At 64.7% G+C, this 25,547-nt stretch carries 24 protein-coding genes and 1 pseudogene; 19 read left to right on the forward strand and 6 right to left on the reverse strand.

What is annotated here, in order from left to right; all coding sequences use genetic code 11:
• Positions 1-72: 72 nt before the first annotated feature.
• The 3 genes from H9L13_RS05465 to H9L13_RS05475 are packed head-to-tail and all read left to right on the forward strand — an operon-like array spanning position 73 to position 2,422.
• Positions 73-1,479 carry an NAD(P)H-dependent flavin oxidoreductase gene (locus H9L13_RS05465; protein WP_187539710.1) on the forward strand — a complete coding sequence of 469 codons (1,407 nt, stop codon included), beginning with the start codon at positions 73-75 and terminating at the stop codon, positions 1,477-1,479.
• The gene (locus H9L13_RS05470) at positions 1,479-1,958 is read left to right on the forward strand and encodes an SH3 domain-containing protein (protein ID WP_187539712.1); all 480 of its coding nucleotides are present in this window, start codon (positions 1,479-1,481) and stop codon (positions 1,956-1,958) included. Before H9L13_RS05465 ends, H9L13_RS05470 begins: the two co-directional genes overlap by 1 nt.
• Before the next feature lie 26 nt (positions 1,959-1,984).
• Entirely contained in the window at positions 1,985-2,422 is a 438-nt protein-coding gene (locus tag H9L13_RS05475) for a RidA family protein (RefSeq protein WP_187539714.1), read from the forward strand.
• Between the two features lie 78 nt (positions 2,423-2,500).
• Here the strand turns inward: H9L13_RS05475 and H9L13_RS05480 are convergent, their stop codons facing one another.
• The gene (locus H9L13_RS05480; protein ID WP_187539716.1) at positions 2,501-3,691 is read right to left on the reverse strand and encodes a thiolase family protein; all 1,191 of its coding nucleotides are present in this window, start codon (positions 3,689-3,691) and stop codon (positions 2,501-2,503) included.
• Between the two features lie 150 nt (positions 3,692-3,841).
• On the opposite strand from H9L13_RS05480, the gene H9L13_RS05485 reads away from it, so the two are divergent.
• The 7 genes and pseudogenes from H9L13_RS05485 to H9L13_RS05515 all read left to right on the forward strand — a co-directional run bounded on the left by H9L13_RS05485 (position 3,842) and on the right by H9L13_RS05515 (position 10,555).
• Entirely contained in the window at positions 3,842-4,993 is a 1,152-nt protein-coding gene (locus H9L13_RS05485; protein WP_187539718.1) for an isovaleryl-CoA dehydrogenase, read from the forward strand.
• Positions 4,990-6,626: pseudogene (locus H9L13_RS05490) on the forward strand (carboxyl transferase domain-containing protein). The gene H9L13_RS05485 and the pseudogene H9L13_RS05490 overlap by 4 nt, the downstream one beginning before the upstream one ends.
• On the forward strand, positions 6,626-7,129 hold the full coding sequence (locus H9L13_RS05495) for an endonuclease domain-containing protein (protein ID WP_187539720.1): 504 nt from the start codon (positions 6,626-6,628) through the stop codon (positions 7,127-7,129). The pseudogene H9L13_RS05490 and the gene H9L13_RS05495 overlap by 1 nt, the downstream one beginning before the upstream one ends.
• Before the next feature lie 26 nt (positions 7,130-7,155).
• Positions 7,156-7,761 carry a lysophospholipid acyltransferase family protein gene (locus tag H9L13_RS05500; RefSeq protein WP_235091218.1) on the forward strand — a complete coding sequence of 202 codons (606 nt, stop codon included), beginning with the start codon at positions 7,156-7,158 and terminating at the stop codon, positions 7,759-7,761.
• Positions 7,758-9,626 (forward strand): acetyl-CoA carboxylase biotin carboxylase subunit, encoded by a 1,869-nt coding sequence (locus H9L13_RS05505; protein ID WP_187539722.1) that lies wholly within the window; start codon positions 7,758-7,760, stop codon positions 9,624-9,626. Before H9L13_RS05500 ends, H9L13_RS05505 begins: the two co-directional genes overlap by 4 nt.
• Positions 9,627-9,754: 128 nt before the next feature.
• Complete coding sequence (locus H9L13_RS05510; RefSeq protein ID WP_187539723.1) at positions 9,755-10,294, forward strand: superoxide dismutase family protein; 540 nt, start codon at positions 9,755-9,757, stop codon at positions 10,292-10,294.
• 45 nt (positions 10,295-10,339) lie between these two features.
• Positions 10,340-10,555 (forward strand): hypothetical protein, encoded by a 216-nt coding sequence (locus H9L13_RS05515; protein WP_187539725.1) that lies wholly within the window; start codon positions 10,340-10,342, stop codon positions 10,553-10,555.
• Here H9L13_RS05515 and H9L13_RS05520 read toward each other — a convergent pair.
• Positions 10,536-11,066: a hypothetical protein gene (locus tag H9L13_RS05520; RefSeq protein ID WP_187539727.1), complete on the reverse strand. Its 531-nt coding sequence runs from the start codon at positions 11,064-11,066 to the stop codon at positions 10,536-10,538. The genes H9L13_RS05515 and H9L13_RS05520 overlap by 20 nt on opposite strands.
• Before the next feature lie 105 nt (positions 11,067-11,171).
• Here H9L13_RS05520 and H9L13_RS05525 point away from each other — a divergent pair, with 105 nt between their 5' ends.
• On the forward strand, positions 11,172-11,732 hold the full coding sequence (locus H9L13_RS05525; RefSeq protein ID WP_187539729.1) for a hypothetical protein: 561 nt from the start codon (positions 11,172-11,174) through the stop codon (positions 11,730-11,732).
• 91 nt (positions 11,733-11,823) lie between these two features.
• On the opposite strand, the gene H9L13_RS05530 is transcribed toward H9L13_RS05525, so the two are convergent.
• Positions 11,824-12,162 (reverse strand): chaplin family protein, encoded by a 339-nt coding sequence (locus H9L13_RS05530; RefSeq protein WP_187539731.1) that lies wholly within the window; start codon positions 12,160-12,162, stop codon positions 11,824-11,826.
• A gap of 580 nt (positions 12,163-12,742) precedes the next feature.
• On the opposite strand from H9L13_RS05530, the gene H9L13_RS05535 reads away from it, so the two are divergent.
• From H9L13_RS05535 to H9L13_RS05555, 5 genes are all read left to right on the forward strand, one after another.
• Positions 12,743-12,982, forward strand: a complete 240-nt coding sequence (locus H9L13_RS05535; RefSeq protein WP_187539733.1) for a hypothetical protein — start codon at positions 12,743-12,745, stop codon at positions 12,980-12,982.
• 334 nt (positions 12,983-13,316) lie between these two features.
• Positions 13,317-13,469 carry a hypothetical protein gene (locus H9L13_RS05540; RefSeq protein WP_187539735.1) on the forward strand — a complete coding sequence of 51 codons (153 nt, stop codon included), beginning with the start codon at positions 13,317-13,319 and terminating at the stop codon, positions 13,467-13,469.
• A gap of 436 nt (positions 13,470-13,905) precedes the next feature.
• Complete coding sequence (locus H9L13_RS05545; RefSeq protein ID WP_187539737.1) at positions 13,906-14,088, forward strand: hypothetical protein; 183 nt, start codon at positions 13,906-13,908, stop codon at positions 14,086-14,088.
• 59 nt (positions 14,089-14,147) lie between these two features.
• Entirely contained in the window at positions 14,148-14,486 is a 339-nt protein-coding gene (locus H9L13_RS12605) for a hypothetical protein (RefSeq protein WP_223176485.1), read from the forward strand.
• 262 nt (positions 14,487-14,748) lie between these two features.
• Positions 14,749-16,377 carry an RNA-directed DNA polymerase gene (locus H9L13_RS05555; protein ID WP_187539741.1) on the forward strand — a complete coding sequence of 543 codons (1,629 nt, stop codon included), beginning with the start codon at positions 14,749-14,751 and terminating at the stop codon, positions 16,375-16,377.
• 2 nt (positions 16,378-16,379) lie between these two features.
• Here H9L13_RS05555 and uvrA read toward each other — a convergent pair whose 3' ends face one another.
• Positions 16,380-19,457, reverse strand: coding sequence for an excinuclease ABC subunit UvrA (gene uvrA, locus H9L13_RS05560; protein WP_187539743.1), 3,078 nt, complete (start codon positions 19,455-19,457; stop codon positions 16,380-16,382).
• Positions 19,458-19,624: 167 nt separating this feature from the next.
• Here uvrA and H9L13_RS05565 point away from each other — a divergent pair, with 167 nt between their 5' ends.
• Positions 19,625-21,670, forward strand: a complete 2,046-nt coding sequence (locus H9L13_RS05565; protein ID WP_187539745.1) for a S46 family peptidase — start codon at positions 19,625-19,627, stop codon at positions 21,668-21,670.
• Positions 21,671-21,731: 61 nt separating this feature from the next.
• Positions 21,732-23,621, forward strand: coding sequence for a S41 family peptidase (locus tag H9L13_RS05570; RefSeq protein WP_187539746.1), 1,890 nt, complete (start codon positions 21,732-21,734; stop codon positions 23,619-23,621).
• On the opposite strand, the gene thpR is transcribed toward H9L13_RS05570, so the two are convergent.
• Complete coding sequence (gene thpR, locus H9L13_RS05575; RefSeq protein ID WP_187539748.1) at positions 23,622-24,155, reverse strand: RNA 2',3'-cyclic phosphodiesterase; 534 nt, start codon at positions 24,153-24,155, stop codon at positions 23,622-23,624.
• A 9-nt stretch (positions 24,156-24,164) separates the two neighbouring features.
• Positions 24,165-24,632, reverse strand: coding sequence for an NUDIX domain-containing protein (locus tag H9L13_RS05580; RefSeq protein ID WP_187539750.1), 468 nt, complete (start codon positions 24,630-24,632; stop codon positions 24,165-24,167).
• 78 nt (positions 24,633-24,710) lie between these two features.
• Here H9L13_RS05580 and ppk2 point away from each other — a divergent pair, with 78 nt between their 5' ends.
• Positions 24,711-25,538: a polyphosphate kinase 2 gene (ppk2, locus tag H9L13_RS05585; RefSeq protein WP_187539752.1), complete on the forward strand. Its 828-nt coding sequence runs from the start codon at positions 24,711-24,713 to the stop codon at positions 25,536-25,538.
• Positions 25,539-25,547: the final 9 nt, after the last annotated feature.

Here is a 25,547-nt window from a genome sequence, read left to right on the forward strand (position 1 = left end):
GCAAGCGCCGCAATTCATTCGCTTCGCACAGGAAGCACTTGTATAGGCCCGCGAAAGCTTAGGAGAGACGTGTTGTTCAAGGGCCTGCAGCCCATCATCTACGCCGGCAAGGAAGTCTGGCCGCTGGTCGAAGGCGGCAAAGGCGTGTCGGCGACCAATCACGCGAGCTCGGGCGCGTGGGCCGCGGCGGGCGGTATCGGCACCGTGAGTGCCGTCAATGCCGACAGCTATGATCCCGAAGGACGGATCGTGCCGCAAGTCTATGCCGAGCTTACCCGGCGCGGGCGGCATGAAGAGCTGATCAAATATGCCGTCGACGGCGCGGTGGCGCAGGTCGAGCGCGCTTATGAAATGGCTGGCGGCAACGGCGCCATCAACATCAACGTGCTGTGGGAAATGGGCGGCGCGCAGCGCGTGCTGCATGGCGTCTTGGAACGCACCAAAGGCCTGGTCAGCGGCGTCACCTGCGGCGCGGGCATGCCGTACAAGCTGAGCGAGATCGCGGCATCCTACGGCGTCAGCTATCTGCCGATCATCAGTTCCGCGCGTGCCTTCAGCGCCTTGTGGAAGCGCGCTTACTCCAAGGCGGCTGAATGGCTCGCTGCGGTGGTCTATGAAGATCCGTGGCTGGCGGGTGGGCATAATGGCTTGTCCAATGCCGAGGACCCGCGGCAACCGCAGGACCCGTATCCGCGCGTTGCCGCGCTGCGCCAGACGATGCGCGACAATGGCATTGCGGACAGCGTCCCGATCGTCATGGCGGGCGGCGTCTGGCGGCTCGACGAATGGGAAGATTGGATCGGCAATCCCGAGCTTGGGCAGATCGTCTTCCAGTTCGGCACACGCCCGCTGCTGACGCAGGAAAGCCCCATCCCGGCCGAGTGGAAGGCGCGGCTGATGACGCTCGAGGAAGGCGATGTGTTACTGCACCGTTTCTCGCCGACCGGCTTCTATTCGTCGGCGGTGCGCAACCCGTTCCTGCGCAACCTCGAAGCGCGCAGCGAGCGCCAGGTCGCCTACACCAAGGACGCGATCGGCGACCATCATTTCGAGCTTGATGTCGGGATCGGCACGAAGAAGAATTACTGGGTGACCAAAGGCGACCTGCAGCATGCGCGCGAATGGTATGCGGCCGGCTACACCAATGCGATGAAGACGCCCGACGACACGCTCGTCTTCGTCACGCCGGAGGAAGAAAAGCAGATCCGCACCGACCAGGCCGAATGCATGGGCTGCCTGTCGCAATGCTCCTTCTCATCTTGGGCGGACAATGAGAAGAATTCGACCGGGCGGCTGGCCGATCCGCGCAGCTTCTGCATCCAGAAGACGCTGCAGGACATCGCGCACGGCGGGCCGGTCGACAACAATCTGATGTTCGCGGGTCACGCTGCATTCCGCTTCAAGACCGACCCTTTCTATTCGAACGGCTTCGTCCCAACGGTGAAGCAGCTCGTCGAGCGAATCCGCACGGGGGCGTGATGCGGCTTTGGGGAGCGGTCGCTGCGTTGCTGATGATCACGGTCGCGGCCCCCGCCGCCGCGCAGGACAAGCAACCGCCCTATTGGGCATCGATCGCCAGCGGCGAGGCAATGATGCGCACGGGACCGGGCCGCAATTACCCCGGCATCTGGCTCTACAAGCGCCGCGACCTGCCGGTGCGGGTGCTCAAAATCTATCCCAATTGGCGGCTGATCGAGGATCCGGACGGCGCCAAGGGCTGGATGCTGGTGACGTTGCTCAGCGACCGCCGCACCGCGATGGTCAAGCCGGGCGCCCCGCGCGACATCCGCAGCGAGCCGGGCGAGGGCGCCGGTGTCCGTTACCGTGCCGAACCGGGCGTCGTCGGGCGGATCGACAAGTGCTCTAACGGCTGGTGCCGGATCGAAGTGGGCAAAAGGCGCGGCTTTATCCGTACCGGCGACATCTGGGGCGTGGCGCCGAACGAGGTCGTGGATTAAGATCAGCCCCTCATAGGGGGACTGACATGAAATCGATCGTTGCCGCCGCCGCATTGCTCGTCGCCACCGCCGCCGGCGCGGCGCCGCCCGAATATTTCGGCCGCCCCAACCTCGGCAACACGCCGCTGCCGTTCAGCGACGCGGTCAAGGTCGGCGACACGCTCTATTTGTCGGGCCAGCTCGGCCTGATCGACGGCAAGGTCCCCGCGACCTTCGACGCCGAAGCCAAGCAGGTCATGGACAACATCGGCGCGATCCTGAAGGCGCGTGGCCTGACCCACGACGACCTCGTCAAATGCACGGTGATGCTCGACGACATGGCCAATTGGCCCGCGTTCAACAAAATCTACATGCCCTATTTCAAGCCTGGCCGAATGCCGGCGCGCAGCGCGTTCGGCGCCGACGGCTTGGCCGTCGGGGCGCGGGTCGAGGTGGAGTGCTGGGCCTATGCGGGGAAGAAGTAGCGACCCGTCATTGCGAGCGTAGCTAAGCAATCCAGCGCGTGGATTGCCGCGTCGCTACGCTCCCTGGCAATGGACGGCTTAGATTAGCTCCACTGCAACCGCCGTCGCTTCACCACCGCCGATGCACAGGCTGGCGACGCCCTTCTTAAGCCCCTTGCCCTTGAGCGCGTTGACGAGGGTCACGAGGATGCGCGTGCCGCTGGCGCCGATGGGGTGGCCGAGCGCGGTGGCGCCGCCGTGGACATTGATCTTATCGTGCGGGATGCCGAGGTCCTTCATCGCGAACATCGCGACGCAGGCGAACGCCTCGTTGACTTCCCACAAATCGACGTCGCTGGCCTTCCAGCCGGCCTTGTCGAGCAGCTTCTCGATCGCGCCGATCGGGGCGACGGTGAACTGCGCCGGCTCCTGCGCATGGGCCGCGGTCGCGACGATGCGCGCGACCGGCTCGAGGCCCTTTTCGCGTGCTTTGGATTCGCTGGTGAGCACGACCGCGGCGGCGCCGTCGGAAATCGACGATGAGGTCGCGGCGGTGATCGTACCTTCCTTGGCGAAGGCGGGCTTCAGCTGCGGAATCTTGTCGGGGCGGCCGCGGCCCGGCGCTTCGTCGGTATCGACGATCGTCTCGCCCTTGCGGCTGCTGATCGTCACCGGCACGATCTCGTCCTTGAACCCGCCCTTGTCGATCGCAGATTTGGCGCGATTGAGGCTCTCGATCGCATAATCGTCCATCTGCTGGCGAGTGAGCTGATATTCGTCGGCGGTGCACTGGGCGAAGCTGCCCATCGCGCGGCCCTCTTCGTAGGCATCCTCGAGCCCGTCGAGGAACATGTGATCGTAGGCCGTGTCATGGCCGATCCGCGCGCCCGAACGGTGCTTCTTGAGCAGATAAGGGGCGTTGGTCATGCTCTCCATGCCGCCGGCGATGATGAAGTTGGCGTTGCCCGCGGCGATTGCCTCGTCGCCCATGATCACCGTCTGCATGCCCGATCCGCAGACCTTGTTGACCGTGGTCGCCTGGACGGACTTGGGCAGGCCCGCCTTGAGCGCCGCCTGGCGCGCCGGCGCCTGACCGAGGCCAGCGGGAAGCACGCAGCCCATGTAAATGCGGTCGATATCCTCGCCGCTGACGCCCGCGCGTTCGACTGCCGCCTTGACTGCCGTCGCCCCGAGATCGGTCGCGGAGACATCGGCGAGCGCGCCCTGCATGGCGCCCATCGGGGTGCGAGCAATCGAAAGGATGACGGTCGGGTCGGCGGAAGTGGCCATGTTGGTGCTCCATTGGGCGTCATTGCGAGCGAAGCGAAGCAATCCAGCTGGATCGCCGCGTCACTCCGCTCCTCGCGACGGGCTGATTTGCTGCAGCGCACATAAGGCGTCGGCTCGCCTTGTTCAAACCGCAATGCTAGTCGGCGCTACATGACAGACGCATCCCTCGATTTCGACCTCGGCGAGATGGCCGACACCATCCGCGACAGCACCCAGCGCTTCGCCGCCGACAAGATCGCGCCGATCGCTGCCAAGATCGACGAAAGCGATGAATTCCCGCGCGAGTTGTGGCCGCAGATGGGCGAGCTCGGCTTGCACGGGATTACGGTCGAGGAAGAATATGGCGGGCTCGGCCTCGGCTATCTCGAGCATGTGGTGGCGCAGGAGGAAGTCGCGCGGGCGTCGGCCTCGGTTGGCCTCAGCTACGGCGCGCACTCCAACCTCTGCGTCAATCAGATCCGCCGATGGGGCAACGCCGAGCAGAAGCAGAAATACCTCCCCAAGCTGATCAGCGGCGAGCATGTCGGATCGCTGGCAATGAGCGAGGCGGGGGCGGGCAGCGACGTCGTCGGCATGAAGCTCAAGGCCGAAAAGAGCGGCAATGGCTACCGCCTCAACGGCACCAAATTCTGGATCACCAACGGCGGCTACGCCGATACGCTGGTCGTCTACGCCAAGACCGGCGAGGGAAGCCGCGGAATCACCACTTTCCTGATCGAAAAAGGCATGGACGGCTTCTCCATCGGCCAGAAGATGGACAAGCTCGGCATGCGTGGGTCACCGACCAACGAGCTGGTGTTCAACGATTGCTTCGTCCCGCCCGAGAACATCCTCGGCGAGGAGAATGAAGGCGTCGCGGTGCTGATGAGCGGGCTCGACTACGAACGCACGGTGCTCGCCGGAATCCAGATCGGCGTCATGCAGGCGTGCCTCGACACCGTCATCCCCTACGTCCGCGAGCGCAAGCAGTTCGGCAAGCCGATCGGCACCTTCCAGCTGATGCAGGCTAAGATCGCCGACATGTATGTCGCGCTCAATTCATCGCGCGCCTACGTCTACCAAGTCGCGCGGGCATGCGACGCGGGCAAGACCACGCGTCACGACGCCGCGGGCGCGATCCTGCTGGCCAGCGAGAATGCGGTGAAGGTCGCCAACGAGGCGGTGCAGGCACTGGGCGGCGCGGGCTACACGAAGGATTGGCCGGTCGAGCGTTATTACCGCGACGCCAAGCTGCTCGACATCGGCGCGGGCACCAACGAGATCCGTCGCATGCTGATCGGGCGGGAGCTGATCGGCGCATGAGCGCACCGCGGCTGGACAGCAAGATCGACACGTCGGGCGAGGGATATCTCGCGCGTGCCAAGCACAATCGCGCGCTGGCGCGAAAATTGCGCGACGACGTCGCCGAGGCCGCGAAGGGCGGTAAGGAAAAGCATCGCGAGCGGCACGTTGCGCGCGGCAAATTGCTGCCCCGCGAGCGCGTCGAGCGGCTGCTCGATCCGGGCTCGCCCTTCCTCGAAATCGGGCAGCTCGCCGCATGCGACATGTACGATGGCGAAGTCCCCGGCGCGGGATGATCGCGGGGATCGGGCGCGTCAGCGGACGGCAGGTGATGATCGTCTGCAACGACGCGACAGTGAAGGGCGGGACCTACTTCCCGATGACGGTGAAGAAGCACCTCCGCGCACAGGAAATCGCGCTCGAGAACCGGCTGCCGTGCATCTATCTGGTCGACAGTGGCGGCGCCAACCTGCCGCACCAGGCCGAGGTCTTTCCCGACCGCGATCACTTCGGCCGCATCTTCTTCAACCAGGCGCAGATGAGTTCGAAGGGCATCCCGCAAATCGCCTGCGTGATGGGCAGCTGCACCGCGGGCGGTGCCTACGTGCCGGCGATGAGCGACGAGAGCGTCATCGTCCGCAACCAGGGCACGATCTTCCTCGCCGGACCGCCGCTGGTCAAGGCCGCCACGGGCGAGGAAATCAGCGCCGAGGATCTCGGCGGCGGCGACCTCCACGCGCGGAAAAGCGGCGTGGTCGATCATCTTGCCGAGAATGACGAGCATGCGCTGACGATCGTGCGGGATATCGTGTCCACGCTCCCAACCTCGTTCGTCCTGAGCGAAGTCGAAGGGCGCGCTTCGACTTCGCTCAGCACGAACGGGTTAAAGGAGCCAAGACCGCCCCACTTCGACCCCGAAGAGCTTTACGGCATCATCCCCGAGGACGTTCGCGCGCCCTATGACGTGCACGAGATCATTGCCCGCATCGTCGACGGCAGCGAGTTCCACGAATTCAAGCCGCTGTACGGGCCGAGCCTCGTCACCGGCTTCGCGCACATCTGGGGGATGCCCGTCGCGATCCTCGCCAACAACGGCGTCCTTTTCAGCGAGTCTGCGGTCAAGGGCGCGCACTTCATCGAACTCGCCTGCCAGCGCCGCGTGCCCTTGCTGTTCCTGCAGAACATCAGCGGCTTCATGGTTGGCGGAAAGTACGAGTCCGAAGGCATCGCCAAGCACGGCGCCAAGCTGGTCACCGCGGTCGCCACCGCGCAGGTGCCCAAGATCACCGTGCTGATCGGCGGCAGCTTCGGGGCGGGCAATTACGGCATGGCCGGCCGCGCCTACAGCCCCCGCTTTCTGTTCACCTGGCCGAACGCCCGCATTAGTGTGATGGGCGGCGAGCAGGCAGCGAGCGTCCTCGCCACGGTCCACCGCGACGCCGATAGCTGGACCCCCGAACAAGCCGAGGCCTTCAAGCAGCCGATCCGCGACGATTACGAAGCGCAGGGCAACCCGTGGCACGCCACCGCGCGGCTGTGGGACGACGGCATCATCGACCCCGTGCAGACGCGGGATGTGTTGGGGCTGGCGTTCGCCGCGACGCTGAACGCGCCGATCCCCGAACGGGCGCAGTTCGGCGTGTTCCGGATGTGATGACAGCAAGCAGGCAGGCTGAAGAACCTCCCCGAAACGGGGAGGGGGACCGCGGCGCGAAGCGGCGTGGTGGAGGGGTACTGGTCGCCAGCACTGCGGCTTTTGCACGCGCCAAGTGGGAACGCCGATCGGGCAATCTCCCCGAAGTCGTCCTCTGGCGCGAATTGCGCAAGCGCCCCGGCGCTTACAAGTTTCGTCGTCAGCATCCGATCAGCAACTGCGTCGTCGATTTCGCCTGCCTGGACCGCCGACTGGTGATCGAGATTGACGGGGCCGCTCATGACCGCGGCAATCGGCCCGAGCGCGACGTTCGTCGCGATGCGTTTCTGCGGTCGCGCGGTTTCGAAGTGATCAGGATCCCGGCGCGCGAGATCCTTTCGAATTTGGCGGGAGCCATTGCGGCGATCGTGCTGGCCTGCGACCAACGTTCACCCCTCCACCACCAGCCTGCGGCTGGCGGTCCCCCTCCCCGTAGCGGGGAGATTTGTAAGTCGCAGTCCTGACGTCACCCTCCCTCCTCTCGCGCCTCGTGCGCCGGGCGCTTATCGCCGTCTATCGCCTGCGGGGATGGCGCATCACGGGCGCGGTGCCGGCGGACAAGAAGTTCATCATCGCCGGCGGGCCACACACCTCGAATTGGGATTTCGCCATCTTCCTCGGCGCGGTCGATCAGCTGGGCGTCCGGCCGAGCTATATCGGCAAGCACAGCCTGTTTCGCTGGCCGTTGAAGCGCTTCATGCTCGACATGGGCGGCATCCCCGTCGACCGGACGAAGCGCGCCAATTACGTCGACCAGGTTGTTGCCGAATTCGCCAAGCATGACGAGCTCGCTTTGGTCATCGCCCCTGAAGGCACGCGCGACAGCGACGGGCGGTGGAAGTCGGGCTTCTACCATATCGCGCTCGGCGCCGGCGTGCCGATCGTCCTGGCGTGGATCGACCGGAAGCGGCGCATCGGCGCGATCGGGCCGGTGATCCACCCGAGCGGCGATTATCGCGCCGACATCAAGCGTATCGCCGACCATTTCCGCGCCGCCTGGCCCGAGCAGCCGCGCTTCCGCGAGATCGACCGCGACGCGGCGCCAAAGCCCGCACTTTCCAAGCGTGCGCCGGGCGGGCAAAGCGGCGCGTCATGATCCAGTCGCTGCTCATCGCCAACCGCGGCGAAATCGCTTGTCGCATCATCCGCACTGCGCGGGAAATGGGGGTGCGGACGGTCGCGGTTTACTCCGATGCGGACGCCAAGGCGCTGCATGTGCGCATGGCCGACGAGGCGGTGCACATCGGGCCGAGCCCGGCAGTGGAAAGCTATCTGGTCGGCGACAAGATCATCGCGGCCGCAAAAGAAACGGGCGCGGAGGCGATCCACCCTGGGTACGGCTTCCTCAGCGAGAATGCGGACTTCGCGCAGGCGGTGATCAATGCCGGTCTGATCTGGGTTGGGCCCAAGCCGGACTCGATCCGCGCCATGGGGCTGAAGGACGCCGCCAAGACCCTGATGGCCGAGGCTGGCGTGCCGGTGACGCCGGGCTATCTCGGCGAGGACCAGTCCCCCGCGCGGCTGCGGCAGGAAGCCGATGCGATCGGCTATCCGGTGCTGATCAAGGCGGTTGCGGGTGGCGGCGGCAAGGGGATGCGCAAGGTCGATGCCGCGACGGATTTCGAAGACGCGCTCGACAGCTGCAAGCGCGAGGCGGCGTCGAGCTTCGGCAACGACGTCGTGCTGCTCGAAAAGTGGATCGAAAGCCCGCGGCATATCGAGGTGCAGGTCTTCGGCGACAGCCACGGCAACGTCGTTCATCTGTTCGAGCGCGACTGCTCGCTCCAGCGTCGCCACCAGAAGGTAATCGAGGAAGCCCCCGCGCCGGGCATGGACGAAGCGACTCGCGAGGCGGTGTGCGGGGCAGCGGTGCGCGCGGCGCAGGCGGTGAATTACGAAGCCGCGGGGACGATCGAGTTCATCGCCGACGCCAGCGAGGGCCTGCGCGCCGACCGCATCTGGTTCATGGAAATGAACACGCGCCTGCAGGTCGAGCATCCCGTGACCGAGGAGATCACCGGGCAGGACTTGGTCGAATGGCAATTGCGCGTGGCGTCGGGTGAACCGCTGCCGAAGAAGCAAAGCGAACTGAGCATTACCGGCTGGGCGATGGAAGCTCGGCTGTACGCCGAAGACCCGGCGAAGGGGTTCCTGCCGAGCGTCGGGCGGCTTGAGCATTTCCACCTCGGCGACGACGGACGCATCGAAACGGGGGTCGAGGAAGGCGATGCGATCTCGCCATTCTACGACCCGATGATCGCGAAGCTGGTGGCGTCAGGCGAGAGCCGTGACGAGGCGATCGACGAGCTTGCTGCGATCCTCGACGGCGTCGAAGTCTGGCCCGTCCGCACCAACGCCAACTTCCTGTTCAACGCCTTGCTTGATGAGGACTTCATCGCGGCGCGGATCGACACCGGGTTTATCGAGCGCAACCTCGACCAGCTCGTCGGCAGCGCTGAGCCGGACGACAGCGTTCGCCGCGGGGCAGCCATGGTCGCGCTGGCGGTGGACGAGGACGAGCCGCTCTCCGGCCTGTCAGGCTTCCGGCTCAACGCGGCGCCGCAAAGCAGCGTGGCGCTCGGCTTTGGCGGACAGGCGGCCAGGGTCGCGGCCGCCGATGGCGACATCGCCGACATCAGCGGCTTCCGCGATGGCGAGCGCGTCGTCGTGTTTCACGAAGGAAGCGCCTTCGAATTCGCGCTGACGTCCCGCGGCGTCGCCGGGGTGAGTGCAGGCGACGGCGCAATCCTCGCGCCTATGCCGGGCAAGGTCACGGCGGTCGAGGTCGCGGCGGGGGATGCCGTGGTCAAGGGCCAGCGGCTATTGACGCTCGAGGCGATGAAGATGGAGCATAGCCTGACCGCGCCGTTCGACGGCACGGTGGCGGAATTGAACGCGACCGCCGGTGCGCAGGTGCAGGTCGACGCTGTGTTGGCGCGGATCGAGAAGCGCGACGACTAACCCAGCCGATTTCCTGAGCTTGTCGAAGGACTGTCTTTCTCTTTCGCCTGTTAAAAGGGCAGGGCTTCGACAAGCTCAGCCATATCGGATGGGGGAAACGATCCCTGTCCTCCTGTGTTGTGCTTCTCATGCATAAGCTCCTTCTCCCCGCCGCTGCCATCGCCACCCTCGCCGCTTGCTCGGTCGACGAACCGACCGGGGGCGCGCCGATGCCGCTGATCAACGCCGCCGGCCAGACCATTGGCACCGTTCGTGCCTGGCAGACTGCGGGCGGGGTCAGCTTCCGGGTTGACGCCACCGGCCTGCCGCATGGCGTTCACGGCATCCACGTCCACGCCGTTGGGCGCTGCGAAGGCCCGACGTTCGACAGCGCCGGATCCCACTGGAACCCGGCAAGCCGCAAGCACGGGCTCAGCAACCCTGCCGGCCCGCATGCCGGCGACCTGCCCAACGTTTCGGTCGCCGCCAATGGCGTGCTCGGGGAGACGGTGACGGTCAGCGGCGCCAATCTGGGCACGATTCCGGGCACCGCCGGCTCGATGCTCGACGCCGATGGCGCGGCGCTGGTGCTGCACGCTGCGGCCGACGACAATGTCACCGACCCCAGCGGCAACAGCGGCGCGCGCATTGCCTGCGCGGTCATTCAGCCGGTCGCGGAAATCCGATAACGCAAAGCAGTTGTTTCACCGCCGTTACGGGCTAGAATATGGCCCGTGCATGACGTGAACATTATCGAGCGAGCGTATCAGCTCGCCGCCGAATCCGGGTCGGTCGACGAAGTCCGACGCAAGCTCACCCAAGAGGGCTACCTCCAGGTGGCGGCGCATTTGAGCGGTCCGCGGATCCGCGCCGACATCCAGCAGCGCCTGAATCCTCGGCTGGTGCCGCCAAAACCGCCCCGCAAGCAGCCTAGCGCCGACGCACCCTGACGTCGCGGACATAACCGCGATAGTCGACGGTGCAGCGGAAGGTCAGGTCGCCGCCGCCGCTGTAGGTCGGCCCCACATATTGCCCATATTGCCCGTACTGGTTGACGTTCATGCCGCTCGACATGAGGCCGCGGATACGCAGCCCGTCGGAGCGGCGTTCGACGTCGGTAATGGCGGTAACGCGGATATTCGCAGCGTAGGGATTGGCGTAGCCACCGCCGTAGGGCTGCGGGTAGCCATAGCCGCCGCCGTAGCCGCTATATTGATTCGCGGCCTGGGCCACCGCCGCGGCGGCGCATTGCTGGATGGCGGTACGGTCGTTGCCGGCGTAACGGCCGCCAAGGATCTGATCGAGCACCTGGCCGATGACATTCCCGCCATAAGGCTGGGCCGGGTAGGGTGCCGGGTACGGCGCGGGGTATGGCGCTGCATAGGGATATTGTGCCGCCACCGGGGCAGCAGCGGAAGCGGCGATGGCGGCCGCGGTCAGAAGCCTGGCGAGAATGGTCACGACTCTACTCTCCTCGATTGCCGCCGCTGGGCATAGCATAGTCGCGCCGTAGCGGCGCGGCCTGGCTTGCCCTACACCTGGTGCCGTCGAGACGGGGGCGGCGGGATGGACAGTTTCAGCTTCGTCTTTTCCTTGTTCGGGCTGCTGATGGGACTTGCCCTGGCCGAGGTGATCAGCGGGCTCGGCACGGTGATCGAGTTGCGGCACAAGATCCGCGTCGGCTGGCTGACGCCCTTGCTCGCTCTGCTCATCGCCTTCGACCTGACGAGCTTCTGGATGGTCGCATGGCAGGTCCGCGAAGCGGTGCCGGTCAACTTCCTCAGCCTGATGGTCGGGCTCCTGGTGTTCGGCATCTATTACCTCATCGCCCAGATCGTCTTTCCCGACGACCTCGACCTGTGGCCCGACCTCGACGCTTATTACTGGCGGCACAAACGCTGGCTGCTGGGGGGCATGTACACCTGCAACATCGTCGCGCTGGCGGGGCAGCAGGCGATCGGCCTCGACCCCTTTGGCGCTCCCAAGACGATGCTTGCGCTGAGCGCGTTCAGCCTGGGCATGGCGGGCGCGATCCTGCTGCCCGGCAAGCGCATCAACATCGCCTTCCTGCTCTACCAGATCGCGCTTTACCCGGCCTTCGCGATCGTTGGCATCATGGGCGCCTGACCGCCTAAAGCGGGGCCAGGCCGGCCACCCACATGACAAAGGGCCCGGCGGGTTTGATTCCGCCGGGCCCCATCGCTCAAGTTACGCGAGCTTACTTGTTCTGCTTGAGCTTCTGGCGCTGGACGACGTCCGCCAGCGCGGCCGAGCCGCTGGTCGCGTTGCAGGTGGCATTGCCTTCCTTGCGCAGCGCACCCAGCGCGTTGACCGTGGTGCCGCAGACGTTGGCGGCGACGCTGATCGGCGCCTGGACGGTGATCGGCAGGCCGATGTTGTTCAGGGCGGCGATCTGCGTGTCGTTGAGGAAGTTGTTGAGGATGTCGACGTTCTGGATCTGAACGGCGACGAGCCCCTGCGAATTGCCGACCTGGGCGGCGGCGGGGGTGGCGACGGCAGTCACGGCCGCAGCAGCGGCGATCATCATCTTACGCATTACATAGTCTCCATTTCACAAAAGAATGAGGGCGCCCGAAGACGCCCGCCCTTTTCCCGCATCATCCGTGCAGGTTGGGGGGTGAAACGCACGACAATCCAATGGTTTGCACGCTTGCGGCGGGCCGAGCCGCACCAGGGGCAGGCCCCCGGTGCGCCACCGAAACGGTCCCGGAAGGTCACAGAAAGTCGCACTCGCCACGCGCGCGCGATGCGACGGGGCGGGGGTGAAAAGCCCGGCCGGAGGGGGAGCCGGCCGGGCTTCCTACGCGCCGATGGGGGAATCGGCTGACAAGGCGCGCCAGGCGCGCACTTGTTCGGGGAATGAGGGACATTCCGCCCATTTCGGCCGCCTCTTGCGGGCGGCTCGCGCCCGTCAAAGCGGCTGCGGCGGCCGATGGAAACGGCTTAACGGCGGGCCGAGCCGCGGCGGGGGCAGGAAGAGTCGGATGGCAGACTTTCACGCGCACAAGCGCCGCGATTAACTTTGCGTTGGCGAGCGGGCGTGCCCGCGCCGGCGCCGCACCTGACCTTAAGGCCGCAACGCGGAACGCGCGGCGCGACGGGCGGGTTAGGGGGGCATGGCCTTCACCCAGCTCGCCCCGCCGATCCCCCTGCACGTCACCGACCGCGGCACCGGCGTCGCCATCGCGGTGATCGATTACGGCCAGGATTACGACCTGTTGTGGATGGTCGGCATGGACGACGGCGGCGAGATCTGGTGCGTCCCCAACCCGCAGGTGCGGCTGCAGGCCAATTGGTCGATGGGCCGGCGCAAGAAGACCCCGGCAAATACCAAGATCGCGGCGATCGGCGGGTAGCCGCGGGCCCAGACCCGAAAAGTCACAAAGTTCACGTTCGAGCGCGTGCGCGATGAGGCCAGCGCCTCCGTGTGCGCGCGGCGCGGTGTGACCTTTTGTTAGCGGCGAGAGGCGCCCTTCGACATGGCTCAGGACCGGCATCCGGCAGGGTAAGGCACGGATGGGGTGCTGTAGGACAGCGAAATCGATGCGAGTAGCGGTCGCACGTCCGATGGCGGCCAAGCCAAGTTGGTAAACTTTTTGCATAACTGAAAAAGTTGATGCAGCTTTAATAAGCTGGAGCTCGGGGCACGAGTCGGGTCGAACGTCACGACCGCGATGGAAGGAGCAGACCATGAGCAATGACAACATCGGAAAAGACGTCGGGAAAGGCCTGAAGGGCATCAAGGACATGTACGGCAAAGGCGGAATGATCGACCAGTTGAAGACCGCCGGCGAAAAGCCGACCGGTCCCGCCTCCGGCGACAAGACCAAAGGCGGAAAATAACCCTCAAACCATGGGTGTAAGCCCGCACCGTTTCCGGACGGACCCACAGAATGTGCGCAATGCACAGGGGAGAAAGCCATGAAACCCAAGGACGAGGACGAGCCGTTCGAACCCGGACCGAAGGACTTCCCACCGGAACCGACCTATCCACCGTGGAAGGACCCCAAGCCCAAGGAAGTGCCGGGTGGCGGCTGGAAAGAAGCCATCCACCCGGAGGAGGGTCAACACCCGGAGATTCCCGGCGACGAGGTGCGGAAAAGGGCGTGCCCAAATTCAAGGAGCCCGGGGATTACCCCGATAAGCCTCCGGCCGAGCCCTATGACGGTCTGCCGAAGGACTGGAAGGACGCCGAAGACAAGAAGGCCTTCTGAGGCGGTCGACCAGATCAATTCCGACTGTACCCGCGTTCCAATCGAATTCGTGAAGGAGAATGACGATGGCCGACGATAAAGCACCCGACACGGGTCACACAGAAACCGATAAGGCAATGGAAAAGCTGGTCGACGACCCCGACTTTGGCACGATGCAAAATACGCCCGAGCCCACCAAGGCCGAACCCGCAGACCTTGAGAAAGAGGCGAAGGAGTGGGAGCAGAACCACCCAAAGGGTCCGTTCTAAGGTTTGCTGGCCCGGCTTAGACGGCGGCCGCCGTGGCCGGGCCGCTCTCGTAACAGATCATGTGGCAGACGATCGCAACCGCCGCGGTGACGGCGCTGCTGACGTCGGGCGGGGCCTACCTGCTCGCGCGGCAGCGCATGCGCGAGGAATTCCGGCTGCAGTTCCGGGCCGAAACCTTAATCCGCAAATTGCTGTCGAACGAAACCTGGGCGCTGCGCAGCTTTGACGTGATCAAGCACCATGTCGGCGGCTTTGAGGATGACGCATTGCGCCAACTGCTGGTCAGAGCCGGCGCCGTCCGTTTCCACGCGAAGGGCAAGGAAATGTGGGGTCTTTATGAGCGCACGCAGCATGCGCTCGACGGGACCGACAGCTACGACAAGCTGCTCAAGCCCTAAGGCGCTCCACAGGATCGAATATCAGGGCGGCGGCCACTACAAAGGCGCCCACACCATCGCCGCGCGCGACGCGGTCAAGAAGGAAGCCCTGCGGCGGGCGGGGATTGGGTATGTTGAGGTTGTCGCCGGTGATACGCCCGCTGAGCTGCGGCGGGTGGAGGAGCGTTTGGTACTGGCCGCTCCGTTTAACACCTAGACTCCGGCAACCGATTACGGCAGCGTCACTTCGCCGGATCGACGCGAATTACTAAGAGGCCTGGGAATGGCTACGTTTGGTCTGGATGGCCCACTTATTAAGCGTCTCAAGAAAGAGGTTGATGTTGGGCGTGTCCGACAGGACCAGTTCAATGACTTCTTTGTGTTACCGCAACTCGACGCCATCTACGTACATTGCGCAGACAAGTTGAAAGATTTGGTAGCTGAGAAGCTATCCAAAAGTGCTTACGGCCCAAAGTCGCCTATCGAAATGGAAGTTCCAAAAGGAACTCGCGTCTCCACGAGGCAGGCGCCAATAATCGGCCCAAACTACTTCCGCCCGGGAACCGTCCTTCTTCCTGAGGATCGGATCGTATATCACTTCATTGGGCAAGAGGCTCAGCCGATTGCTGAAAAGGGGATAGATAGGGATCACGTATACAGTTACAAACCAGCGAAGAAGAAAGGTGAGGGCTTTCTACTGGCTTCTGGGCAGTGGACTGCTCTCCGCGAAGCTTTCGAGATCGAGGCGACTTCTGGCAAATACACCCTAGTTTTGAAGTGTGACGTTGCGCAATATTTCACTACCGTTAATCAGCATGAGTTGGTTAATCAGCTTGAACACCAAGGTTTCTCTTCAGAAATGGTGAAATTTACGGAGAGATTTCTAGGCGGACTGACAATAGACCGAAGCTCCCGCGGATTGGTTCAAGGTTCATTTGGATCGGACGTTCTTGGAAACGCTTACCTTATTGGTGTCGATGAATTCGTAGGGGATAGCGGACTCGCCTACTATAGATATGTTGACGATTACTATATCCTCTTCGAAACACAAGACCAACTGAAGGATCTTTTCCCTAGGTTTGTCAAAAGGTTGCGGGAATACGACCTTGCCTTAAATGAAAGCAAGTCATTTATTACGTTACCAAAACGGCTTCTTCGTGACGAGACGGAACTGGACAAGGCGTTTGCTAGAGCGAAGGCAGAGGCCGAGGAGTTGCTTACAGACTACGAGGAGGTCGAAGTAGAAGGAGATTATGGGTCTGAAAGTTACATCGAAACCGTAGAGACGGTGCCGGATCAGGAGGAAGTGGAACTGGCAGCTACTCACGAGATTTTCGATCGATTGGAAGAATTTAAGGGAGACGAACGTGATCGGGCGGAAGCGTTCTGCCTCGCATTTTTTCGTCGCGCTTCAGATCCTGCTGCCCTCGATTACGTACTCAGCCGATGGGCGAGGAGTCCGGACAAGGCCAAGGAGTATGCCCTGTACCTCAACCGGTTCGTAGCCGACGAAAAACATCGTCCCAAAATCGATAAGGCATTCGTCGATGCTGCGGAGCAGATGCTAGATTTTCAATGGGCTTGGGCTGCATTAATTGCGAGGCGAATGACGAAAGTGTCAGGCGAACTTTTGGCACTCGCAGCCAAATACCAATCGGATGGCGACCGTCACGAGGTGGTGAGGTCTCTGCTCACATACATTGTGTGTAGGCAGGGTTCTCCGGCCCGAAAAAAGGCGATCCGAGATGGTTATGCCGGGGCCCCGCTCTTGGTCCAACTAGCGACACTACACGCGAGTGGCGACTTCACGTCAGCCGAGCAGGCCGGTCTACTCACAACTGCAGAGGCCCACGGCGAACTGCAGGGATTGATGTGCGACGCTGTTCGAGCCGCTAAGAAAGCTGCGAAATAGGCCTAATTCGCCCCAATCAAATTCGGCTCTTCGTCAATCAAATCCCTCGACTTCGCTCGGGACGAACGGGCGGGCTTGCGGGGCTTCGTCGCCACCACCTTCGGCTTGAGGCTCGCTCGCGCCAGCAGCGGCGCCAGATACTGCCCGGTGAAGCTCTTAGCCTCCGCCGCCACTTCCTCCGGCGTGCCCGTCACCACGATCTCGCCGCCATTCACGCCGCCGCCCGGGCCCAGATCGATCACATGGTCCGCCGTCTTGATGACGTCGAGGTTGTGTTCGATCACGACCACGGTGTTGCCGGTTTCGACCAGGCGGTGGAGCACCTCCAGCAGCTTGCGGACGTCCTCGAAATGGAGGCCCGTGGTGGGTTCGTCGAGGATGTAGAGGGTCTTGCCGGTGGCGCGACGTGACAGCTCCTTCGAGAGCTTCACGCGTTGGGCTTCGCCGCCGCTGAGCGTGGTCGCTTGCTGGCCGACCTTGATGTAGCCGAGGCCGACTTCCTGCAGCATGCGCATCTTGTCGCGGATGCCGGGGACCGCCTTGAACAGATCCGCCGCCTCCTCGACGTTCATGTCGAGCACGTCGGCGATCGAGTGGCCCTTGAACTTCACCTCGAGCGTCTCGCGGTTGTAGCGCTGGCCGTGGCACACGTCGCAGGTGACGTAGACGTCGGGCAGGAAGTGCATCTCGATCTTGAGCAGGCCGTCGCCCTGGCACGCCTCGCAGCGGCCGCCCTTGACGTTGAAGCTGAAGCGGCCGGGCTTGTAGCCGCGCGCCTTGGCCTCGGGCAGCTGAGCGAACCAGTCGCGGATCTGGGTGAAGGCGCCGGTGTAGGTCGCGGGGTTGGAGCGCGGGGTGCGGCCGATCGGCGACTGGTCGATGTCGATCACCTTGTCGAGCTGTTCGAGCCCCTTGATGCCCTCGCACGGGCCGCACGGGATGCGCGCGCCGTTGAGCGCGCGCGCGGTGCCGGCGTAGAGCGTGTCGATGGTCAGCGATGACTTGCCGCTGCCGCTGACCCCAGTGACGCAGGTGAAGGTGCCGAGCGGGAATTTGGCGGTGACGTTGCGCAGGTTGTTGGCGGTCGCGCCGGTGACGGTGAGGAACTTGCCGGTGCCCTTGCGGCGGGTTTCGCGCAGCGGGATTTCGCGGCGGCCGCTGAGGTAATCGGCGGTGATGCTGGTGTCGCACGCGAGCAATTCGTCGAGCGTGCCCTGACAGACGACGGTGCCGCCGTGGACGCCCGCGCCGGGGCCCATGTCGATGACATGGTCGGCGTGGCGGATCGCGTCCTCGTCATGCTCGACCACGAGGACGGTGTTGCCGAGGCTCTTCAACCGCTTGAGCGTTTCGAGCAGGCGGTCGTTGTCCTTCTGGTGGAGGCCGATCGAGGGTTCGTCGAGGACGTAAAGGACGCCCGAGAGGCCGCTGCCGATCTGCGAGGCGAGGCGGATGCGCTGGCTCTCGCCGCCGCTCAAGGTGCCGCTGGTGCGGTCGAGGTGGAGGTAGTCGAGCCCGACATTGTGGAGGAAGCCGAGGCGCTCGTTGATCTCCTTCAGGATGACGTGCGCGATTTCGTTCTGCGTCGGCGTGAGCTTGGTGTGGAGCGCAGTGAACCAGGCGAGCGCGTCGGCGACGCTGCGGCGGCTGGAGAGGCTGATGTCCTCGCCCGCGATTTTGACCGCGAGCGGCTCGGGGCGGAGGCGGGCGCCGTGGCACGTCTCGCACGGGCGGCTCGACTGGTAGCGCGACAGCTCCTCGCGCATCCACGCGGATTCGGTCTGGAGCATGCGGCGGTTGAGGTTGCCGATGACGCCTTCGAACGCCTTCTTGACCTCATAGCTGCGCTTGCCGTCGATGAAGCGCAGGGTGACCGCCTTGCCGCCGGTGCCGTGGAGGATCACGCGGCGCGCCTCCTCGGGCAAATCGGCCCACGGCACGTGGAGGTCGAAGCCATAGGCGCGCGCGAGGCTGGCGAGCACCTGCATGTAATAAGGGCTGGGCGGGTTGGACTTGGCCCACGGCACGACCGCGCCCTTGGCGATGCTCAGCGCATGGTTGGGGACGACGAGATCCTCGTCGAAGATGAGCTTTTCGCCGAGGCCGTCGCAGGCGGGGCAGGCGCCCTGCGGGGCGTTGAAGGAGAAGAGGCGGGGTTCGATCTCGGCGATGGTGAAGCCGGAGACGGGGCAGGCGAACTTTTCGGAGAAGACGATGCGGTTGGCGGGGGCGTAGTCGAGCTTCATGCCCGACTTTTCGGCAGCCTCCGTTCGTCCTGAGCGAAGTCGAAGGGCGTCCGTGCCAGCGCCCTTCGACTGCGCTTCGCTCCGCTCAGGACGAACGAGGATGGCGTCGCTGGGCGGATCTGCCGGGTCCAGATACGCCAAGCCTTCCGCCAGCTTGAGCGCAGTCTCGAACGAATCCGCCAGCCGCGGCTCGATGCCTTCGCGGACGACGATGCGGTCGACCACGACTTCGATGTCATGCTTGTACTTCTTGTCGAGCGCGGGTGCTTCGTCGATCTCGTAGAAGACGCCGTCGATGCGGACGCGGGTGAAGCCCGCTTTCTGCCATTCGGCGAGCTCCTTGCGATACTCGCCCTTGCGGCCGCGGACGACGGGGGCGAGGAGGTAGTGGCGGCTGCCTTCGGGCAGGGCCATGACGCGGTCGACCATCTGGCTGACCTGCTGCGCCTCGATCGGTAGGCCGGTCGCGGGCGAATAGGGCACGCCGACGCGCGCCCACAGCAAGCGCATGTAATCGTAGATCTCGGTGACCGTGGCGACGGTCGAGCGCGGGTTGCGGCTGGTGGTCTTCTGCTCGATCGAAATGGCGGGCGAGAGGCCGTCGATATGCTCGACATCGGGCTTCTGCATCATCTCGAGAAACTGGCGCGCATAGGCGCTCAGGCTTTCGACGTAGCGGCGCTGCCCCTCGGCATAGATGGTGTCGAAGGCAAGGCTCGACTTGCCCGAGCCGCTAAGCCCGGTGATCACCGTCAGGCTTTCACGCGGGATATCGACGTCGACGCCCTTGAGGTTGTGCTCGCGCGCACCTCGCACAGAAATATGAGTCAGCATTGTTCCGTTTATGTTCTAGCTTAGCGTGAGGTGTCGCGTCGGGTCAACGCTCGCGCCGCGATGTGGGTGCGACGCGCTTGCCGCGCAACCATCCGCGCTTGCGCGGCGGCCGATTTCGTGCAGGTTGCCGCACCGTTGTTGTGACTTGTTGCGTGGAGTGTGTTGGTATGCGTCCTGTTGCCCGCGTGGCCGCTTTCCTGGCGGCCGTATCCATCCCGATATCGGCCGTTCGCGCGGACGAGGGGATGTGGACCTTCGATGCTTTCCCCGCCGCCAAGATGCGCGCCGACTACGGCTGGGCGCCCGACCAGGCCTGGCTCGACAAGGTGCGCGCGGCGGCGGTCAGGCTGACCGGCGGCTGCTCGGCCAGCTTCGTCTCGCCCAGCGGGCTGATCCTGACCAACCACCATTGCATTTCGTCGTGCCTGCAGGACCTGTCGAGCGCCAAGACCGACTATCTCAAGAACGGCTTCAACGCGGCGACGCGGGCGGCTGAAAAGCTGTGCCCGGGCCAGCAGGCCGAAGTGGTGACCCAGATCCGCGACGTCACCGCCGAGATCAAGCACGCCACCGGGAACGCGACCGGCGCCGCGGCGGTCAAGGCGCGTAGCGCAGCTTCGGCGGCGCTGGAAAGCGCGGGCTGCCCGGACACCAAGACGACGCGCTGCCAGGTGGTGACGCTGTACGGCGGCGGTCAGTACAAGCTCTACACCTATCGCAAATATAGCGACGTGCGGGTGGTGTGGGCGCCGGAGGCGGCGGCGCCGCAGTTCGGCGGCGACCCCGACAATTTCAACTTCCCGCGCTACTCGCTCGATGCCGCGTTCCTGCGCGCTTATGAAAACGGGCAGCCGGTGAACACGCCGCAGCATTTGGCGTGGGCGCCGCGGGCGCCGGTCGTGGGCGAGGCGACCTTCGTCGTCGGCAATCCGGGGTCGACGCAGCGGCTGCTGACCCAGGACCAGCTGGCCTTCTCACGCGAGATCAGCGCGCCGATGAACGTCACGCTCTATTCGGAGCTGCGTGGCCGGCTGATCAGCGCAATGAAGCAAAGCCCGGCGCGCTACCGCGAGGGGAAGGACGAACTGGATAGCGTCGAGAATGCGCTCAAGGTTTATCTCGGCCGCCAGCGCGCGTTCAACGATCCGGCGTTCATGGGTCGGCTTGCCGAGGCCGAGCGCGACTTGCGCGCGAAAAGCGCGAACAATGCTGCCATCGGCAATCCGTGGAGCGACATTTCCACCGCGACGGCGGCGTATCGCACAATCTACGTGCCCTACCGCTTCATCCAGCCGACCAGCGACCTCTACAGTTACGCCGCGACCCTGGTGCGCGCCGCCGCCGAGCGCGCCAAGCCCAATGGGGAGCGGTTGCCCGGATATAGCGACAGCGCTCTTCCGCTGCTCGAAAAGCAATTGCTCGATTCGAAGCCGATCGTGCCTTGGCTCGAGCAATTGTATCTCGAGTGGAGCCTGAGCAAGGCACGCGAATATCTGGGCGCGGACGACCCCGACACGCGCCTGCTGCTGGGCAAGGAATCGCCCGAGGGGCTGGCACGGCGGCTAGTGACCGGAACGCGCCTGGCCGACCCCGCTTATCGCCGCGCCTTGTGGAACGGCGGGCAGGCGGCGATCGAGGCGTCCAAGGACCCACTGATCGTCTATGCGCGCAAGCTCGACCCGCGTTATCGTGAGCTGACCGAAGACTTCGACGAGCGCTACCAGGGTCCGGTCACCGCGGCGCAAGCCAAGCTCGCCGACGCGCGCTTCGCGGCCTACGGTGACACCATCTATCCCGATGCGACGTTCACGCTGCGCATCAGTTACGGCAAGGTCGCCGGATGGACCGAGCGCGGACGCGCGGTGCCGCCGGTGACATTGATGGGCGGGACATTCGACCGCGCCACCGGCGCCGAACCCTTCGCACTGCCGCGCGGGTTCATCGCCGCCAAGGCGAAGATCGATCCCAATACGGTGTACGACTTCGTCACCACCAACGACATCATCGGCGGCAACAGCGGATCGCCGGTGATCGACCGCAACGGCGCGGTGATCGGTGCGGCGTTCGACGGCAACATCCACAGCATCGCCGGCAATTATGGGTATGACGGGACGCAGAACCGGACCGTCGTAGTGTCGGCCGATGCAATCCAGGAGGCGCTGGAGAAAATCTACCCGGCACCGAACATCGTCGCGGAGCTTGGCGGGCGTTAGGCAGCGGGCGGCATTGGCTTATTCTCCCGACTGGCTAAGCTGCCCGCCGGGGGAGTAAGCGATGGGCGATGTTGCGGCCGCGGGGGAGGAAGCAGGGCCCACGCGCGAGTGGCGCGCGATCCCGCCGCTGCGCGGGCGGGTGCTGGCGGCGTACACCGGCTTCTGGTGGCTGGCGCTGGCGATTGCGATCGCGGCGATCGGGTTCGGCGCATACTCCCAATATGGCAAGAGCATGCGGCCGGTGTTCTCGCCGCTTGGCATCGACATGCACTCGAACGACGGCTTCTTGCAGATTTCCGCCGTGCACAGTGATGAGGCGCGCCGTTCGGGTGTCCGGTTCGGCGACGAAGTGCTGGCAATCGATGGGCGCGAGGTGCCGCGCGGCCTATATGCGGATGTGTCAATTCGGCCCTTGCTGACGAAAAGCGAAGGGGAAACGGTCCGCCTAACCTTGCGCGGCGCAAACGAGGCCAGTCGCGAGGTCGTGCTCACCAGGCGCCAGGCGCATGTCGCGGAAAAACTGGCCGGAACCGGCGTCAGCCATGAGACCGTCACCTGGGTCGCGATCCTGACCAACGTCGCGGTGGCCGCGCTGTTCGTCGTCGCAGCGATCTTTCTCTATCCCATTCGGCGAGCGCCCGTTGCCGCTTTGCTTGGTGCGGCCTTCTTGTGCATCGCGATGACCCACCGTGGGGACCTGTGGGATGTCGCCGGATTGATGGTGCTTAGCGACAGCATCAACCTTCTCGGCTGGACGGGAATGATCGCGACGATGCTGATCTTTCCCGATGGCCGCTTCCCATCCCGCTTCGCCGTCGGTGTGGCTCTGTTCTGCGTCGCTTCACTCCCGATCACCGGTCCAAACCCGTTCGGTCAAACAGTCACCAACCTGATATTTGCACTGCAGTTCGTGCTGGTTGCTGCAGTGATGGCGCGGCGTTACCGCAGTATTCGCGCGGGCAGCGAGAAGCAGCAAATGCGCTGGGCCTTTTTCGGCTTTGCGATCGGGGTACTCATCCTGATGTGCGCGATCGCCACACTGACGTTTTACAGCTCGCCGGCGAGTGCGACGCCCTGGCGCCAGGCATGGCTGCCGATCATCGCTACAACATTGTTCGTGCTTGCGATTGCCAGCATGGTCGGCGGGCTGCTGGTGTCGGTGCTGCGCTTCCGCTTGTACGATGCCGATGCCGTAATCGGACGGTCGGCGGCGATCGGTGTGTTGACGCTCGGCTTCGTCGCTTTGTTCGCGGCAAGCGAGAAAGTGGTTGAGATCGTCGGCGAACGCTATTTCGCCGACAGCATCGGGGTTGGCGCGGGCATCATCGGCGCGGCGATGGCCGCGGTGCTGATCGTGCCGCTGCACAATCGCGTCCACATCTGGGCCGAGCGACGCTTCCAGAAAGGGCTGATCAGGCTGCGGCAGGGCTTGCCGCAATGCGTCGATGATCTGCGTGAGACCGCCACCGTCGAGCGGTTGGCCGCCGCCGTTACCAGCCGCGTTGAGGCGGGCGTACGGTCGTCGCGCGCGGCGGTGGTGATCGGCGAGGGCAGTCATGCGTTGATTGCCGGACTGCGCGGGGTCGGCGCCGATGCCGTGCAGCAATGGCGCGGCGGCTGGACCGGCGCGGCGGGCGGGCCGTTAATCGAGATCGACGGCGCCGACCCGCTGTTCCCGACCCGCGTCGAGCTTCGCGTCGACAGCGGCGATGCACCCGAGACGATCGGGTGGCTGCTGCTCGGTCCGCGGCCTGACGGCAGCCTGTTCGGCAAGGACGAGCGCGAGGCGCTGGCCGACATTGCCGAGCGGGTTGCGCGCGCGCTTCACATTGCCCGCATCCGCGAACAGCGCGAGCGCGACGCTGAGCGCCGGATGTCGCGGATCGAGCGAATGATCGAGGAAGTGGCCGGCGGCCTGCGCTCCCCAGGCATGGGAACCCTGACGGCCTGATCAGGCCAAAGCATAGTCGGCCACCGACTCATAATGCGCGCCATGTTTGGACAGGCGGCTTTCGAACAAAGTGAAGCGGTCGACCGGGAAGGGGTCGCTCGACAGGTCCTTGCGGCGTTCGAGGAAGCTTTCGAGTTCGAGCGTGCGGCGGCCTTTCCAGCGGGCCAGCGTGATGTGCGGGTGGAAGGCGCGGCGCTCCGGCGCGAGGCCGACGGACTGGCAGGCACGCTCGATTTTCGCGGCGAGCGCGGCGAGCGGCGCTCGCGGTTCGACGCCGGCCCACAAGGCGCCGGAATTTCGACGCTCGAAGCGGCCGACGCCGCTGATGCGCAGCGCGAACGGCTCGGCGCGGATCTGGGCGAGCGCCGCAACGAGGTCGTTGGCGGTCGGCCGCTCGACCTCGCCGATGAAGCGCAATGTCAGGTGCAATTGCTCGTCGCTTTGCCAGTTGAAGTCGGGGCTGTCGTCCATCGCGTCGATCAACCGGTCGACGATCGCATCGGGCGGGCGGATGGCGACGAACAAGCGGTGCATGCGGTGGATTTATAGCGCGTCGCGGATGGCGGCGATCCAGCGCGCGGCGCGCGGGGACATGTCGCGGGGCAAATCGTCGAGCTCGGCTTCGCAAATGCGCTCGATCTCCCACGACCAGCGGCGCGGCGTGTAGCGCACGTCCTCGACCACCAGCAGCGAAGCGAGATCGCGCTTCCAATCGGTCACCTCGTCAAGCTCGCACGACAGACGGACGCGGCCGTGGGCGGTCATGCCGATCTCCTCGCGGAGCTCGCGAAGCACGGCTTCGGCCTTGTCTTCATCTTCGCCGCGGCCGCCGCCGGGCAGGCGCCAGCCGGGCGCGTAACGCAGCTTGACCAGGATCGCCTTGCGGTCCGACGTCAGCGCCAGCGCATGCGCGCCGAAAGTGCGCGGGCGGCGCACGAACCAGCCAAGCTTGAGCGCCTTGTGCGCCGCCGTGAACGCCGCGCGGGCAAGAGGGTCGATCAAGCGGCGCATGGCCGCCCGACGCGCCGCCGCGCCGAAGTGTTCCATTCTGCAAATGGCCGTGCCAAAGTGCGCGCAGGGGGCCGATGCATGAGTGGGGACAGCAAGCTCAACCGTCCGGAATATGAGGCGCTTCTGAAGCCGCTGGGCAAGGAGCTCGTCTCCTTGTCGCGCTGGGTGGGCGAGAAGGGCAAGCGCATCGTCGTCATTTTCGAAGGGCGCGACACGGCCGGCAAGGGCGGATCGATCGACATGTTCGCGCGCGTGCTCAACCCGCGCCAGTGCCGCGTCGTCGCGCTGCCCAGTCCGTCCAAGCGCGAACAGAGCCAATGGTATTTCCAGCGCTACATAGACCACTTGCCGGCGGCGGGCGAGATCGTGCTGTTCGACCGCAGCTGGTACAATCGCGCCGGCGTCGAAAAGGTCATGGGCTATGCCGATGAGGCGCAGGTCGAAGCCTTTTTGAAAGCCGTGCCGGAATTCGAGCGGCATTTGGTCGACGACGGCATCATGCTGTTCAAATATTGGCTGTGCTGCGACCAGTCGGTGCAGGAATTGCGCTTCGGCAACCGGCTGCGCAACCCGATGAAGCGCTGGAAGCTGTCGCCGATCGACCAGCAGGCGCGGCTCCACTACGACGCCTACACCGAGGCGCGAGAAGAGATGCTGAGGGTCACGCATACCGACTTCGCGCCGTGGACCCTGATCGAATTCAACGACCAGCAGGTCGGGCGGCTGACGTTGCTGCGCGACTTCCTCGACCGCGTGCCGGATACCGAGTTGCCGCTGGCCGAAATCGACTGGCCGCCGCTCGATCACGAGCCGTCGAAGGAGCGCTACAGCGTCCTCCAGCCGCTTGAGCCGTACAAGCTGCCCGACGAGATCGAGCAGCGCGACATGATCCATAGCTGGGATTGAAGCCGGTCA

Origin of the sequence: Sphingomonas lutea (assembly GCF_014396785.1) — a bacterium.
Taxonomy (GTDB): Bacteria; Pseudomonadota; Alphaproteobacteria; order Sphingomonadales; family Sphingomonadaceae; genus Sphingomicrobium; species Sphingomicrobium luteum.

Coding starts and splice junctions, on each gene's coding strand:
- H9L13_RS05480 (WP_187539716.1), bottom strand. CDS start 3,691: ATGGCCACTTCCGCCGACCCGACCGTCATCCTTTCGATTGCTCGCACC.
- H9L13_RS05530 (WP_187539731.1), bottom strand. CDS start 12,162: ATGCGTAAGATGATGATCGCCGCTGCTGCGGCCGTGACTGCCGTCGCC.
- uvrA (WP_187539743.1), bottom strand. CDS start 19,457: ATGCTGACTCATATTTCTGTGCGAGGTGCGCGCGAGCACAACCTCAAG.
- H9L13_RS05525 (WP_187539729.1), top strand. CDS start 11,172: ATGGACAGTTTCAGCTTCGTCTTTTCCTTGTTCGGGCTGCTGATGGGA.
- H9L13_RS05570 (WP_187539746.1), top strand. CDS start 21,732: ATGGGCGATGTTGCGGCCGCGGGGGAGGAAGCAGGGCCCACGCGCGAG.
- H9L13_RS05580 (WP_187539750.1), bottom strand. CDS start 24,632: ATGCGCCGCTTGATCGACCCTCTTGCCCGCGCGGCGTTCACGGCGGCG.
- H9L13_RS05510 (WP_187539723.1), top strand. CDS start 9,755: ATGCATAAGCTCCTTCTCCCCGCCGCTGCCATCGCCACCCTCGCCGCT.
- thpR (WP_187539748.1), bottom strand. CDS start 24,155: ATGCACCGCTTGTTCGTCGCCATCCGCCCGCCCGATGCGATCGTCGAC.
- H9L13_RS05485 (WP_187539718.1), top strand. CDS start 3,842: ATGACAGACGCATCCCTCGATTTCGACCTCGGCGAGATGGCCGACACC.
- H9L13_RS05470 (WP_187539712.1), top strand. CDS start 1,479: ATGCGGCTTTGGGGAGCGGTCGCTGCGTTGCTGATGATCACGGTCGCG.
- H9L13_RS05565 (WP_187539745.1), top strand. CDS start 19,625: ATGCGTCCTGTTGCCCGCGTGGCCGCTTTCCTGGCGGCCGTATCCATC.
- H9L13_RS05475 (WP_187539714.1), top strand. CDS start 1,985: ATGAAATCGATCGTTGCCGCCGCCGCATTGCTCGTCGCCACCGCCGCC.
- H9L13_RS05540 (WP_187539735.1), top strand. CDS start 13,317: ATGAGCAATGACAACATCGGAAAAGACGTCGGGAAAGGCCTGAAGGGC.
- H9L13_RS12605 (WP_223176485.1), top strand. CDS start 14,148: ATGTGGCAGACGATCGCAACCGCCGCGGTGACGGCGCTGCTGACGTCG.
- ppk2 (WP_187539752.1), top strand. CDS start 24,711: ATGAGTGGGGACAGCAAGCTCAACCGTCCGGAATATGAGGCGCTTCTG.
- H9L13_RS05505 (WP_187539722.1), top strand. CDS start 7,758: ATGATCCAGTCGCTGCTCATCGCCAACCGCGGCGAAATCGCTTGTCGC.
- H9L13_RS05535 (WP_187539733.1), top strand. CDS start 12,743: ATGGCCTTCACCCAGCTCGCCCCGCCGATCCCCCTGCACGTCACCGAC.
- H9L13_RS05495 (WP_187539720.1), top strand. CDS start 6,626: ATGACAGCAAGCAGGCAGGCTGAAGAACCTCCCCGAAACGGGGAGGGG.
- H9L13_RS05555 (WP_187539741.1), top strand. CDS start 14,749: ATGGCTACGTTTGGTCTGGATGGCCCACTTATTAAGCGTCTCAAGAAA.
- H9L13_RS05545 (WP_187539737.1), top strand. CDS start 13,906: ATGGCCGACGATAAAGCACCCGACACGGGTCACACAGAAACCGATAAG.